Origin of the sequence: Rarobacter incanus (genome assembly GCF_006715765.1) — a bacterium.
Classification (GTDB): Bacteria; Actinomycetota; Actinomycetes; order Actinomycetales; family Cellulomonadaceae; genus Rarobacter; species Rarobacter incanus.
In genome coordinates, this window is the sequence record NZ_VFNV01000001.1 from 696,242 (window position 1) to 709,962 (window position 13,721).

The 13,721-nt window shown below is 65.1% G+C and carries 11 protein-coding genes; 1 reads left to right on the plus strand and 10 read right to left on the minus strand.

From position 1 onward, the window contains the following. Positions 1-75: 75 nt before the first annotated feature. The 3 genes from FB389_RS02930 to FB389_RS02940 are packed head-to-tail and all read right to left on the minus strand — an operon-like array spanning position 76 to position 3,448. The gene (locus FB389_RS02930) at positions 76-921 is read right to left on the minus strand and encodes a transglutaminase family protein (protein WP_142111284.1); all 846 of its coding nucleotides are present in this window, start codon (positions 919-921) and stop codon (positions 76-78) included. Continuing rightward, positions 918-1,850: an alpha-E domain-containing protein gene (locus FB389_RS02935; protein WP_142111285.1), complete on the minus strand. Its 933-nt coding sequence runs from the start codon at positions 1,848-1,850 to the stop codon at positions 918-920. Before FB389_RS02935 ends, FB389_RS02930 begins: the two co-directional genes overlap by 4 nt. Next, complete coding sequence (locus FB389_RS02940) at positions 1,844-3,448, minus strand: circularly permuted type 2 ATP-grasp protein (protein WP_142111286.1); 1,605 nt, start codon at positions 3,446-3,448, stop codon at positions 1,844-1,846. Before FB389_RS02940 ends, FB389_RS02935 begins: the two co-directional genes overlap by 7 nt. 231 nt (positions 3,449-3,679) lie before the next feature. Between FB389_RS02940 and rpsT the strand changes: the two genes are divergently transcribed. Then, the gene (gene rpsT, locus FB389_RS02945; RefSeq protein ID WP_142111287.1) at positions 3,680-3,940 is read left to right on the plus strand and encodes a 30S ribosomal protein S20; all 261 of its coding nucleotides are present in this window, start codon (positions 3,680-3,682) and stop codon (positions 3,938-3,940) included. A gap of 89 nt (positions 3,941-4,029) precedes the next feature. Here the strand turns inward: rpsT and holA are convergent, their stop codons facing one another. From holA to FB389_RS02980, 7 genes are all read right to left on the minus strand, one after another. Then, positions 4,030-5,034, minus strand: coding sequence for a DNA polymerase III subunit delta (holA, locus tag FB389_RS02950; RefSeq protein WP_142111288.1), 1,005 nt, complete (start codon positions 5,032-5,034; stop codon positions 4,030-4,032). Further along, positions 5,031-6,659 (minus strand): ComEC/Rec2 family competence protein, encoded by a 1,629-nt coding sequence (locus tag FB389_RS02955; RefSeq protein WP_142111289.1) that lies wholly within the window; start codon positions 6,657-6,659, stop codon positions 5,031-5,033. The genes holA and FB389_RS02955 overlap by 4 nt, the downstream gene beginning before the upstream one ends. Next, positions 6,656-7,579, minus strand: coding sequence for a ComEA family DNA-binding protein (locus FB389_RS02960; RefSeq protein ID WP_142111290.1), 924 nt, complete (start codon positions 7,577-7,579; stop codon positions 6,656-6,658). The genes FB389_RS02955 and FB389_RS02960 overlap by 4 nt, the downstream gene beginning before the upstream one ends. 183 nt (positions 7,580-7,762) lie before the next feature. Continuing rightward, the gene (locus FB389_RS02965) at positions 7,763-8,620 is read right to left on the minus strand and encodes a DegV family protein (RefSeq protein ID WP_142111291.1); all 858 of its coding nucleotides are present in this window, start codon (positions 8,618-8,620) and stop codon (positions 7,763-7,765) included. Between the two features lie 7 nt (positions 8,621-8,627). Beyond that, entirely contained in the window at positions 8,628-11,582 is a 2,955-nt protein-coding gene (leuS, locus tag FB389_RS02970; RefSeq protein ID WP_142111292.1) for a leucine--tRNA ligase, read from the minus strand. Positions 11,583-11,737: 155 nt separating this feature from the next. Then, positions 11,738-12,337, minus strand: a complete 600-nt coding sequence (locus tag FB389_RS02975) for a vitamin K epoxide reductase family protein (RefSeq protein WP_170207843.1) — start codon at positions 12,335-12,337, stop codon at positions 11,738-11,740. Positions 12,338-12,429: 92 nt separating this feature from the next. After that, positions 12,430-13,638, minus strand: a complete 1,209-nt coding sequence (locus FB389_RS02980; protein WP_246043488.1) for an MFS transporter — start codon at positions 13,636-13,638, stop codon at positions 12,430-12,432. Positions 13,639-13,721 lie beyond the last annotated feature (83 nt).

Below are 13,721 nucleotides of genomic sequence, written 5' to 3' on the forward strand. Positions count from 1 at the left end.
GACTAATGTGGCAACGCTAGCGGGTGACTTGGGCGCAGGCGGGGAACGAAAGTCCCGGCGAGGGGGCTCTCGTCCCTAATTCTTTAGTGTCATGGCAACGGATACATCCAGTTCGGACCGGCCGCCGCCCGCAAACACTCCCTTGAACGGAGGGACGTCATCGTATTCGCGCCCGCGCCCGACCACGACGTGCTGGTCGCCCGCCACCACCCTGTTCGTCGGGTCGTAGGGGCGCCACGAACCGGCCCACCACTCGACCCAGGCGTGGGATTGGCCGACTACCGTTTCCTGGTCTAGATCCGCAGCCGCGCGCGGGTCGTAATAGCCGGACACATACAGCGCCGGAATTCCGACCGAGCGCAACGCCCCGACGGTCAGGTGTGCGATGTCCTGGCAGACGCCCTTGCGCTCCTGCCAGGCCTCGCTGGCCGGGGTGTGCACGGTGGTCACGCCCGGAACGTATTCCATCGCGTCGCGGATGGCGTCGCTGATCAGCAGCGCCGCCTGGTGGGGGGAATTGCCTTCGATGCAATCCAGCGCCAGCGCGCGCACGTCGTCGGGAACCACGGTGACGTGCGAATGCGTCAGGTATACCGACTGCCGGTCGCACAGCGCCGGATCGCGCAGGTCTTCCCAGGTCGCGCTCGGATCATCGAACCCCTCGGGGCCGGCCAGTTCCACCAACGATGCGGCGACGAGCGTGAGGTGATCGTGGGGGCGCAGGACCTCGAACGACACCACGCGCGTGCCCCAATAGTCCGTGTAGTCGTAGCGCGATGACAGCGGATCGATGTTGACGCTGACATCCACGATCCGTTGACCGCGTCCCGCAACGGGAATCATGCGCGCCTCGTTGTACGACGCGCGGACCGTGTCCTGGTACTTGAACGCGTTGGTGTGGACAACTTCGTAGCGGTTCACAGCGCCTCCTCCACCCATTCCATCGCGACTTCGGTCGGGAAATACCGCTTCCTGATGGCATCGGACGCGGCGGCGCACGCCAATTGGACGCGCTCCATTGCCGTCGGCAGCTCACTCATCAGCTCGTGTGGGCGCGCGTATTCCAAAGCGACCCGCGCCAGTCCGAGCTCACGCAAGGCCTCGTCCGTCACCCCGTATCGGTCTTCATTCGGGTTGAGCGCGCGCAGGCATTCCTCCGCCCGCGTCAGGGCATTCACGATCGACCTGGGAAACAACCGGTCCAGCACCAAGAATCCCGCGGCACGTTCGTCGCTGGCGCGGCCGCGGTAGGTGCGCAGGAACGCCTCGTAGGCGCCGCACGATCGCAGCATCGTCGTCCACCCCGGGCCGGTGGCACCCAGGTGAGCCTGGGAGGTGATCAGACGTGCCGTCATATCCGCTCGTTCGATGGAGCGGCCCAGGATCATAAACAACCAGGTTTCATCGTGGCTTGTGCCGGAATCCTGGACGCCGGCAACGACCGCAGCGCGTTCCCGCACCCAGGAAAAGTAGTCGTGCGGCGTCGAATTGCGGATCAAGCCCACGACGCCGTTGCGGGTGGTGTTGAGGCATTCCCACAGTTCTGTGGAAACGATTTCCCGGGCGCGCCTGGCATTTTCTCGCGCCGCGATCAACGCCCCGGCGATGGCGGATGGATTGTCGCGGTCGTGGGCAAGGATTTCCAGCAGGTCGGACTTCGTCACGAGCGTGCCGTCGAGCGGCACCGGCCGGTCCATGATCGTTAGCAACGATCGGCACGCCATGTCTTCTTCTGCCCACGGGTCCTCGGAGAGCAGCTGGACGTGCACGTCCAAGATCCGCGCCGTGTCGTCGGCGCGTTCGACGTACCTTCCGATCCAAAACAGCGATTCGGCGATGCGGCTCAGCATGTCGGCCCCCCAGATGCGATGTCGCTAGCTTGCTGTTGTTGTTGCTGCTGTTGGTTGAGAGCCAACGAGGCCACCGTCGAATCGTGCGGGTTGGTGGTCAGCGGCACGCTTTCGGCAACTCGCGAATACCCCGTTGCCGCGGGCTTATCGGGGCGCCGGCCCCGCCCCGTTCCCAGCACCCAGGTGTCCTTCGACCCGCCGCCCTGTGACGAGTTGACGACCAGTTGCCCCTCCGGCAGCGCCACGCGAGTCAGGCCGCCGGGCAGCACCCACACGTCGTCGCCGTCGTTGACCGCGAACGGGCGCAGATCGATGTGGCGGGGGGCCAGGTGCCCATCCACCCAGGTGGGTGCCGTCGACAGTTGGACGACCGGTTGCGCAATCCATCCGCGGGGGTCATCGACCAGCTTTGCGCGCAACTCATCGAGTTCTTTTCGTGAGGCGGCGGGGCCGACGACGATACCCTTTCCTCCGGATCCGTCGACCGGCTTGACGACCAATTCATCCAACCGGTCCAGCACCTCGGACAAGGATTGCGGTTCTTGGAGGCGCCATGTCTGAACGTTCGGGATAATCGGTTCCTCCGCCAGGTAGTAGCGGATCAGGTCCGGGACGTAGGTGTAAACGAGCTTGTCGTCGGCGACCCCGTTGCCTACGGCGTTCGCAATGGTGACGTTGCCCTGGCGGGCAACGTTGAGGAGCCCCGGCACGCCCAGCAGTGAATCCGCACGGAAATGTACCGGATCGAGAAATTCGTCGTCCACGCGCCGATAGATGACGTCGACACGGCGGCGCCCCTCCGTGGTGCGCATCCACACGCGGTTCGAGGCCACGAAGAGGTCCGAGCCTTCGACCAGTTCAACGCCCATGAGTCGTGCCAGCAGGGAGTGTTCGAAGTAGGCGGAGTTGAAGACGCCCGGGGTGAGGACCACGACCGTCGGTTCCGCGCTCGCGGCCGCAGGGGCCGCCTTGGTCAGGGCCTGCAAGAGATGGCGCGGGTACCCATCGACGGGCCGGATGCGCAGCTGCGCGAAGAGTTCGGGGAACGACTGCGCCATCGCCCGCCGGTTGGAAACGACGTAAGAGACGCCCGACGGGATGCGCACGTTGTCTTCGAGAACCCGAAACTGTCCGTCGGCATCTCGGATCAGATCGATTCCCGAAACGTGGGCCCTGACCCCATTCGCGGGGATCACACCGAATGCTTCGCGGTGAAACTCCGAACAGGATTGAATCAATGTGAGCGGAACGACGCCGTCGCGCACGCACTGTTGCTGCCCGTAGACGTCATCGAGAAAGGCCTCGAGCGCGCGCACGCGCTGGGCGACGCCCGACTCGATCGTCTGCCATTCGACGGCGTCAATGACCCTAGGCACAACGTCGAGGGGGAATGGTCGCTCTTCGCCCGCAAAGTCAAAAGTCACGCCCTGGTTCACGTAGCTGCGGGCAAGCGCGTCCGCGCGAGCCTGGATTTCGCCCGGCGATAGGGCCTGCAAAATCCGGTGCAGCGGCACGCTGGCGCGGTGCGGTTTCGCGTCGCGGGAGAACATTTCGTCCCAGGGCGCACCCTGTTCGTAACGATCGAAGACGGCTGCCATAGTTAGACGGTAACCCGTGTGTGTAACATCCGAGTACCAAAATCGTTTCGTGGCGCAACCGCGGGACAAACAAATACTTCCGTGCTAACATTTACCGCTGTGTGCCCGCTGGGTCGGCTGGCACAACACCGCTTCCTCTCCACGGGTTCCCCACCCCAGTCCCGGAAGCGGGAGAGCCTTCAATGACCTGTCAGATTTCGCACCCGCGAAAACACACAAGAGAGTCCAAACGTGGCGAACATTAAGTCCCAGATCAAGCGGATCAAGACCAACGAGAAGGCGCGCCTGCGCAACAAGGCGGTCAAGTCCGAACTCAAGACGCACGTCCGCAAGGTGCGCGAAGCTGTCGAGGCCGGCGACAAGGAAGCCGCCACGGCGGCTCTGACCGCTGCCTCGCGCAAGCTCGACAAGGCTGTGTCGAAGGGTGTTATTCACTCCAACCAGGCTGCGAACCGGAAGTCGGCTCTTGCCAAGGCAGTGAACAACGCCTGACACTCGGTTCCTGGCTTGTGAGGTCGGGGTCGTGAACGCTTGTTCGCGGCCCCGACCTCTCTGTTTCTGCTATCCGGTCCGGCGGGCCGTCAGCGCCGCCTCGCTTGTGCGCCAGCGCGCGCCGCAACGGCCAGGACAGCGCGCTCGACGGCGAAAACGGGATCCCGCGACATCCCTTTAACCTCGGCGTCGGCCCGCGCCGTCAGGACGATTGCTTCGGCCAAACCTGTGGGCGTCCAGTGGCGCAGATCGCGCCGGGATCGTTCCACCTGCCAGGGCGCTAGACCCAAGTCCTTGGCCGCGGAAGCGGGGCTGCCCGCGTGCGAGGCGACGAGAGCCAAGGTCCGCAGCTTCGATGCCAGCGCTCCAACCAACGGGACGGGGTCGGATCCGGTAGCCAATGCGTGCCGCAGCGCGACAATCGCGGCCGCGGGTTGCCCGGCGACGGCCGCATCCGCCACGCGGAACGAGCTGACCTCCACCCGACCGCCGTAGTATCGTTCGACGCTCGTGAGATCAACCATGCCCTCGGTGTCGTTGATGAGCTGGGCGCACGCGGCTGCGAGCTCGCGCAGGTCGGATCCCACCGCCTGCACCAACATGTCGACGGCATCGCTCGAGGCCCGACGCTTGCTGCGCTTGAATTCACTGGCAACGAATTGTGCCTTGTCCGCGTCCTTCTTAATCGCATCGCATACGACCCGCGGCACCTTGGCGGCCTTGAGCGCGTCCAGTAGCTTCTTGCCACGCACGCCACCACGGTGGACCAGGACCAGATACACGTCGGGTTCGGTCGAGCCAAGGTAGGCGATGACGTCCGGGATGAGGGGATCGGTGCAGGCTTGCACATTGTCGATGACGATGAAGCGTGGTTCGCCGAATAACGACGGGCTGGTGAGGACCTCCAGGTTCCCGCCCTGGTATGCGGCGGCATCGACGGTTGTGCGCTCCAATTCCGGATTCGCGAAGACGGCTTGCTCCCGCAACTGCGCCACCGCACGATCGACCAAGAGGCCCTCGGCACCGCTGACCAACACCACGGGGGCTAGCACGGCCTTGTCCCACGAGGTCGCGGACGGAGTCGCTGCGTTCATCGGTTAAGCCTAGCGCTTCGGGCATGGCGGCCGGAACGCTCCGATCGGGGTTGTTGACACACTCGTTTCCCCGACTCCCCGCCATACCAACGCAGCAGTGGCATCACATAGGCTTGCGTGTACCATTTCACGGCAGGCGCCTGGCGGACGATAAGAAAGCACCCGACGGCGACCACGGCCAGGAGCAGCATTCCTGCGACACCGCCGAGCCAACGGACCTCAGCCCACGGAAGATAGCGCGTCGCCCTAGCCACCCACGCAATCCACAATGCGGGCCATTGCGCCAGCCAGGCCAATCCGACCGCGATCTGTGGCACGAAGGGTGAAAGGGCCACCACAGCGGCGCTGAGCAACGTGAGCGGAACAACGAGCGGCGCCGCGGCAACATTTGCCAGCACCGCCCACGGATAGAGACTCGGCGCAATGAGGATCACCACGGGCGCGCACACCAAGTATGCCGCCAGGGCTACCGCGACCTCCGAGCGCAACCGAGTAGGCAGTAAATGGCAGCGTTCCTCAATGACGGGGGCGGCGTGAACCAAACCAAAGGTGGCCAATGCCGAAAGCGCGAAACCGATACTGACAGCAAGGGTCGGATCCGCGAGCAGTAACACCAGCGTCGTCGTTGCAAGTGCGGGGGTCGGGGTGGATCGGCGCCGCGCAAGCATTCCGACCACAGAGACGAGTGCCATCCCCGCGGCCCTGACGACCGACGCCTCGGGCCGGACCAAGATGACTAGGCCCGCGATCAGCACGACCACCGCTAGTGCCCGCACCCGTGGACCCGCCCTCGCAAACCCCAACACGCTCCACAGCATCGACGCTAGGATCGCGAAATGCGCACCCGATACGGCCGTCAGATGGGTCAGGCCCGCCCTCTTCATATCGGCAGAGAGCTGATCGCTTACTTCCGACGTATCGCCAATTGCAACACCGGGGACGAGCGCCCGCGCATCGTCCGGAAGTCCCGCGCTGGCCTGACGCGTGGCCGCTCGCGCGATGTTGGACCACCTTGTCCACGAGGGGGGACCCCGCACGACGCGCACGGTGCTAGCGCGCAGCGAATCGGTCGCCCCGCCCGGATTGACGCTGAAAGTGCCGGTACATTCCACCCATGCCAGCCAGGCAGGGGTGGGCCCAGTTCCAAAAACCGTCAGCGGGACGCTGGCGCGCAGTACCGATGCGGACCTGCCGCGTTGATCGGTTGAAGCGGCGGCCACATCGATCCGCGCCCACCAGGACGTTTTAGTTCCCGCGCGGATTCCGCCGACGTGACGCGGCTCCGTGACCACTCGCGCGATGACCGTTACGGGGTCGGCCGGTGGATTTGCCCGCAGTTGGACAAGCCACGGGTCGAGCCGCCATACGCCCAGGCCTGCGATCACTGCCACCGCCAGCAGCGCCGCGACGCAATGACCCTTGATGCCGCCGCAGGGCACTCGTGCCCACCGGCGTCGCTGCCCGACGACGCGGGACAACAACGCCGCCGCGCAGAGCAACGACGCCGCCGCGCAGACCATGAGTGCGCGGGGACCCGGCCGCACCGTAACGAGAATCGCCGACGCACCCCACGCAACGAGTGCCGTCGGTATTAGCCGCATGTCGTGCCACAGCGAGCGTCTCACGCGCCACCACCGCAGGTAATCAGGTCCTTAATCGCCTCCAGCCTGGCGTCCCCGATGCCGCTCACGGCAAGAAGGTCTGAGATGGCCTTGCACCCGCCGGTGTCCTTCCGCCACGCGATGATCCGTTCCGCCATTGCCGGGCCGATTCCCGGCAATCGCTGTAGTTGTGCGGCATCAGCATTATTGATATCGACAAGTTCTGTTCCCCCCTCACTCGCCTGACCCGATCCACTAGCGACTCCTTCGCTTCCGGCGCTGGAACTCGTCGCGTTGGATCCCGTCCCGGCCGCCTCGCCTCGCTTAGGAACAACGACTTGTTGCCCATCGCTGACGGGCTGTGCGAGATTGATCCGGCGCGCATCTGCGTTCGCCTTGAGTCCACCGGCAGCCGCCACGGCATCAACGCCACGCGCACCCGACCGCAAGTAGACCACCCCCGGCTTATTTACCGCCCCCACGACGTGGACCGCGATGGTTTCGACGGCGGAACCTGCGGTGCCCGCGCTGAGCGCGTCTTGATCTGAAATGCCGCTACTCCCAGCGGCCGGGTCGGCGGCCATGCTCCCGCTTCCGCCTTGGCCCGCGTCATCGCCCTGGGCGGTTTCGCCGGCTCCCTGGGCGGTGTCCCCCGTTGATGCCCCGGCTCCCCCGTACACCGAAATCGGCGGATCGGCCCGCCCCACCCACCACGCAAATACGGCACTTCCGGCCAGAATGAAGGCAACCGCAACTAACGCTATACGGCCCAGAGACCACCGAGAGCCGACAGCGTAGGAACGCCCGAGGGAGCGGTTATCGCGGTCGAGATCGGAATCGCTATCGGCCCCCGCAGACCCCCACCGATCACCAGCGGAATCGCTATCGACCCCCGCAGACCCCCACCGATCAGCATCGGCCGCACCGTGAGACATGTGTTTCATGACAGGAATCTAGTGGTCCCCGCCGCCCACCAGATGCGCCACCGCCGGCTGTGGATAACATCTCTCCGACCGATCTGCCCACTGCCCGCACGCAAGCATCCCGCACGCGCGGCACCTCCAACGAATCAGGAGCCACAAAGACCAAGCACCGGGAACCGCGGCCAAAAGCCAGAACGACCACGCCTAAGCACCGGGAACGACCGCGACCCCCGTCAGTCCGGGTCCCACGTGGGCACCCAAGACTCCACCGACATCGACGATCGACACCGGCAAGCCAAAACGATCGCGCAACGCAGCGGCCAACGGCTCGACCGAGCTCGGATCGGCGCAATGATATGCGATCAACGACCAATCCCCCTGCCTTTGGAGTGGCCGCTCGACGACATCCACAAGGCGCCGCTGCGCCCCCATTCGCGACCGCGCGATGTGATCCACTTCGATTTTCCCGTCACGCAAAATCAGCACAGGCCGCACCCCCAGCGCCGAGCCGACGACCGCCTGCGCGCGGGTGATGCGGCCCCCGCGGCGCAGGTGTTCCATGGACCCGACCGCGAAATACGTCACGCTGGCGCGCGCAGCGCGCAACGCCGCCTGGGTGACACTCGCGGCGCTACCGCCCAGATCGGCGGCGCGCAGCGCCGCCGTGGCCGCCACCGCCAGCCCCGCACCCGCAGTGCGCGAGTCAACGACAGTCACCGGGACATCGGCCGCGCTGGCCGCCAACGCCGCCGCGTGTACCGTGCCAGACAGTCCCCCCGAAATATGCACCGACACGACGGTGTCGCAAGTCTTCGCCGCCTCGCGATATGCGGCGGCGAAGGCCTGCGCGGACGGCTGAGATGTGCTGACAGGCAGGCCCTCCCCCAATGCCGCGAGCACCCGCGCGCTGACCGCCGAACCGGAGTCGGGGAACTCGTCCCCGCCAGCGATGATGGTCAGCGGCACGACGCGCAGATTCGGCGAGGCAGCCAGGGGCCCGGCCGCGGTCGAATCCGTTACGACACCGACCCGCGGGACCGAGCCGTCGTAGCTGGGCAGCACCGCGAAATCAGGCGGGGACGATGTTCACAAGCTTCGGCGCGCGCACGATCACCTTGCGCACCTCCGCGCCGTCCAGCGTGCGCTGCACGCCGGGATCCGCCAACGCCAACGCCTCCAACGCGGCCTCCGCTATGTCCGGGGACACATCGGCACGACCGCGCACCTTGCCCTTGACCTGGAACACGCACGTCACGGTTTCCTGTACCAGGTATTCCTCGTCGTATTCGGGGAACGGAGCGTGCGCCAACGATTCCGTGTGGCCGAGGCGCGCCCACAATTCCTCGGCAATGTGGGGCGCGAAAGGCGCCACCATCAAAATCAGGGACTCGACGACCTCGCGCGGCTTCACATCCAGCGATGTCAGGTGGTTGTTGAGCCCGATCAGCTTGGCGATTGCCGTGTTGGGTCGCATCGCTTCCATCTCGGCCTGCACGTCGGCGATGGTGCGGTGCAAGATCTTGCGCGTCTCGATCTCGGCTGCCGCATCCGCCACAATGACGTCACCGGTCCCCTCATCGAGCACGTTCCGCCACAGTCGCTGCAAGAAGCGCTGCGACCCCACGACAGCGCGCGTCTCCCACGGCCTTGACAGGTCCAACGGGCCCATCGACATCTCGTACAAACGGAACGTGTCGGCCCCGTAATCGCGGTACATGTCGTCGGGCGTCACCACATTCTTCAGCGACTTGCCCATCTTGCCGTACTCGCGGTTCACGGGTTCGCCGCGCCACGTCCAGCTCACGGACCCATCGGCCGCGGTGACTTCTTCCACTTCGTCTGCCGGGACATACATGCCGCGGGCATCGGTGTAGGCGTATGCCTGAACGTATCCCTGGTTGAACAGCTTGTGGAACGGTTCGCGGGAGGCGACATGCCCCAAGTCGTACAGGACCTTGTGCCAAAAGCGCGCGTACAGCAGGTGCAGGACGGCGTGCTCAACGCCGCCGACGTACAGGTCCACCCCGCCCGCGGCACCGGCCGTAGCATTGTGTTGGGGGCCCATCCAGTATTCCTCGAGCTGCGGGTCGACCAACGCCGCGGCGTTGTGCGGATCCAGGTAGCGCAGGTAGTACCAGCAAGATCCCGCCCAGTTCGGCATGGTGTTGGTGTCGCGCTTGTAGGCGCGCGGCCCGTCGCCCAGATCGAGTGTGACATTGACCCAATCCTGGTTGCGTCCCAGGGGCGGTTCCGGTTCGGAATCAGCGTCATTCGGGTCGAACGTTCGCGGTGAGTAGTCCGGGACCTCGGGTAGGTCGATCGGCAACATCGAGTCGGGGACCGCCACGGCGTGACCGGATTCGTCGTAGACGATGGGGAATGGTTCGCCCCAGTACCGCTGACGGCTAAAGAGCCAGTCGCGCAAGCGGTAGGTGACCGTGCGCGTCCCGGCGGCATGTTCCTCGAGCCAGGCAAGCATTCGCGCCTTCGCCTCAGGCACATCCAAACCGTTGAGGTCAAGGGTGTCGTTCGCGGAGTTGATGACCAGCCCATCGCCCGTCCACGCGCCACCGGCGAAGTCCGCGGGGGGTTGCACGGTGTAAACGACCGGCAACTCGAATTGGGTTGCGAAATCGAAGTCGCGGGTATCGCCACCGGGCACTGCCATAATCGCTCCGGTGCCATACCCCATCAGCACGTAGTCGGCCACGAAGATCGGAAGCCGGTGGCCGTTGACCGGGTTGACTGCGTAGCCGCCGGTGAACACTCCCGTCTTTGTCCCGGCTTCGGCCTGCCGCTCCAACGGTGTCTTGGCGGCCGCTGCCGCACGGTACTCAAGAACCGCCTGCGCGGGCGTCTGCGCGCCGCCGCGCCACGAACCTGGAACCTCCGCCGCAAATTCGGAGTCACCGCTTGCGATCAGCGAATCGACCAGCGGGTGCTCTGGTGCAACAACAACATAGGTGGCACCGAATAGCGTGTCGGGGCGGGTAGTGAAAACGGTAAGCGGTTCGGCGACGCCCGGCACCTCGAACGTGACGTGCGCACCCTCCGAGCGGCCGATCCAGTGGCGCTGCATCGACCGCACCTTGTCTGGCCAGTCGATCAGGTCCAGATCCTCCGCGAGCCGGTCTGCGTACGCGGTGATTCGCATGTTCCACTGCTGCAACGACTTGACGAATACGGGGAAATTCCCACGCTCGGACCGCCCCTCGGCGGTGACTTCCTCGTTGGCGAGCACGGTGCCCAGACCGGGGCACCAGTTCACGGGAGATTTGGACGTGTAGGCGAGCCGGTGGTGGTCGATCACCGCCGCCTGTTCGGCCTCGCTCAGGTCCGCCCATTGCGTCCCGCTCACGCCTTCAATGCCGCCGGGAACCGCCACCTCGCCGGATTCCAACTTGGCGCGCAGCTCCGAGATTGGCCTGGCGCTGCCGATCCCGCCATCGGGTCGCACGGCCTGCGGGTCGTACCAGGCGTTGAAAATCTGCAGGAATATCCATTGCGTCCAACGCACATAGTCGGAGTCTGTTGTGGCAAACGACCGCCTTGAATCGTGGCCCAACCCCAGGCGCCGCAGCTGCCGACGCATGTTGGCGATGTTAGCTTCCGTGGTCACTCGCGGGTGCTGACCGGTTTGCACCGCGTACTGCTCGGCTGGCAGCCCGAACGCGTCGTATCCCAGCGCGTGCAGGACGTTGTCGCCGCGCATGCGCCGGTAGCGCCCGGTGACATCGGTCGCGATGTAGCCAAGGGGGTGGCCGACGTGTAGGCCCGCCCCCGAGGGGTACGGGAACATGTCCATGACAAAGAACGAGGAATCGGTGCGCGCACCGTGGCCTTCGCCGTCGCGCAGATCACCGGATTGGGGGTCCGCGGCGAAGAACGTGCCGTGATCCTCCCAGTATTGCTGCCACTTGAGTTCGATCTTCTCCGCGAGCGCTGGCGTGTAGCGCCATGCGGGTTCGGTTGAAGAGGTTGAGGTGCCGGCCGGTTCAAAATCGTGCGTGCTCACACGCCCCATCGTATCGCCTGGCACGGTGGGGTCGGGAGTTCGGCGCGGAGCCCTCGTCCCTAATCATCGATTATTCACGGACGAGCGCCCCGCATCCCCGCCACCCGCGGAACGTACGCGAACGGCGCGCAAGCCTCGCTAGCGACAAGCGCCCCGCATCCCGGCTAGCCGGCGATGAGGCTCCACATACCGATGACGATCCACAGCGCGACGGCCACATACGTCCCGAGGATGAAAAAGGAGCGGTACGTGACGACGATCTCGCGCGCCCGCTTTGGCGCACCCAGGAACCCGCGGTCCATTGCGTACGCAACCAAGATCCACCACAGCGGGATCATCATGGCCCACACCACCATGCAATACGGGCACAATCGCTCAATCGTGTGCACGGACGTGAAGATGAGGAAGACGACGAGCGCCAGCGCCGCGGTCGAAACCACCGTAAAGGTTCGCCACAGCCATGCCGGCGGGCGCCACCCACCCGCCATGATGATCCCGATGGTCATCACGACCGGAAATGCTCCCAGACCCAAGTACGGGTTAGGGAAGCCAAAGATCGCGCCCTGCGCGGATCCCATCGCGGGTGCGCAATCCACGAAGATACTGACCGAACAACTCGGGATGTAGTTCGGGTCGATGAGCGCCCGGTAACGTTCGATGGCTAGATCGGCCGATGCCCACAGCGCGATGGTTCCCAGGATGGCGAGCCAGATTCCCGTCCGCTTGCCGTTCATGATTTCCAGAGCGCCCTTGTTTTCCGACACGTGCAATCCTGTCTGCGTGCGCGGCTGGGGCCGCTGATCTTTGGTAGTTACCTGCCCGATCGCCGCTGCGGCGTCGCAGGGTCTACTGTGCGCTAGCTTTCTGAAGGCAACCCGGGAATCGGTTGCGGGGCCTTGAGGCGTTGCACACCAAGCATGATCGCGAATCCGATGATAGTGAGTATCACGCCCAGCCATGCCAGCGCCGGATATCCCATTCCCGCGGTCAGCACCATACCGCCCAAGAACGCGCCGTTAGCGTTGCCAAGGTTCAGCGCGGAGTGGCATAGCGAGGCGCCGAGCGAGGGTGCGTTGGGGCTGAGGTCCATCAATGCGGTTTGCAGCGCCACGCCCAGGATCTGGGAGGCGAGCCCGACCAGGAATAGGCCCACCATTGCGCCCACAACCGACCCCATGGCCAGACCGAAGATCAGGAGCGAGGCCGCCGTGAGAATGAAGCCGATTCTTGTCGCCGATTTCACGGAGCGGTCCGACAGCCTGCCGCCAACAATGGCACCGACGGTCATGCCGGCGCCGAAGGAGGCAAGCGCGAACGAGACGATGACGTCGCTGGCACCCAAGCCGCGCACAAAGATTGGTTTCACGTAGCTGTAGGCGGCGAACATTCCCCCGAAGCCGACCGCGCCAGCCAGCATTCCGAGCCAGAGCGGACCATTTCCGAGTGCTTTGAATTCGGTCTTGGGTGAGGCGCCGGCAAGCGGTGGAACTTTGGGGACGTTCAAAATGACGCCAACGATTGTCACTATTCCCAGGATCCCGACGAGGCGGAACGTCCATTCCCACCCAAGCTGGTCTCCCACGATCGACGAGAGCGGCACGCCGACCACGTTTGCCACGGTGAGGCCGGCCATCATCATTGACACCGCGAACCCGCGCCGCGCGACGCCAACGACCGCGGTTCCCACCACCGCGCCGACGCCGAAGAACACTCCGTGTGACAGGCCGGTGACGAACCGCCCGGCGATGAGGACGGCGAGGTTGGGGGCGAAGGATGAGGCGATGTTACCGACCGTGTACAGGGCCATGAGTGCGATTAGCAGCGTCTTGCGTTGCATCCGTGCCGTCGTGACTGTGAGCAGCGGGCCGCCCAGCACCACACCGACCGCGTAGGCGCTGATCATGTGCCCCGCCACCGCATCCGTGACGTGGAATGCCGACGAAACGTTCGTCAGGACTCCCATCGCCGCGAACTCGGTGGTCCCGATCGTGAAGCCGCCTATCGCGAGCGCGAAAAGAGCGAGTCCGGGATGGCGGGCGATGGAGGCAGCACTCGACTGAGTCACGGGGAAACTCCCTGGAAAGTGGCGGCGTGGGAACTTTATATAACCTTACGCCCAAATATGGGACGAATGGCCCAAGGCGGAAC

What these genes read in the sequence shown, in the direction of transcription:
- FB389_RS02960 (WP_142111290.1), bottom strand. Translation starts at nt 7,579, where the DNA reads ATGAAACACATGTCTCACGGTGCGGCCGATGCTGATCGGTGGGGGTCT.
- holA (WP_142111288.1), bottom strand. Translation starts at nt 5,034, where the DNA reads ATGAACGCAGCGACTCCGTCCGCGACCTCGTGGGACAAGGCCGTGCTA.
- FB389_RS02940 (WP_142111286.1), bottom strand. Translation starts at nt 3,448, where the DNA reads ATGGCAGCCGTCTTCGATCGTTACGAACAGGGTGCGCCCTGGGACGAA.
- leuS (WP_142111292.1), bottom strand. Translation starts at nt 11,582, where the DNA reads ATGGGGCGTGTGAGCACGCACGATTTTGAACCGGCCGGCACCTCAACC.
- FB389_RS02935 (WP_142111285.1), bottom strand. Translation starts at nt 1,850, where the DNA reads ATGCTGAGCCGCATCGCCGAATCGCTGTTTTGGATCGGAAGGTACGTC.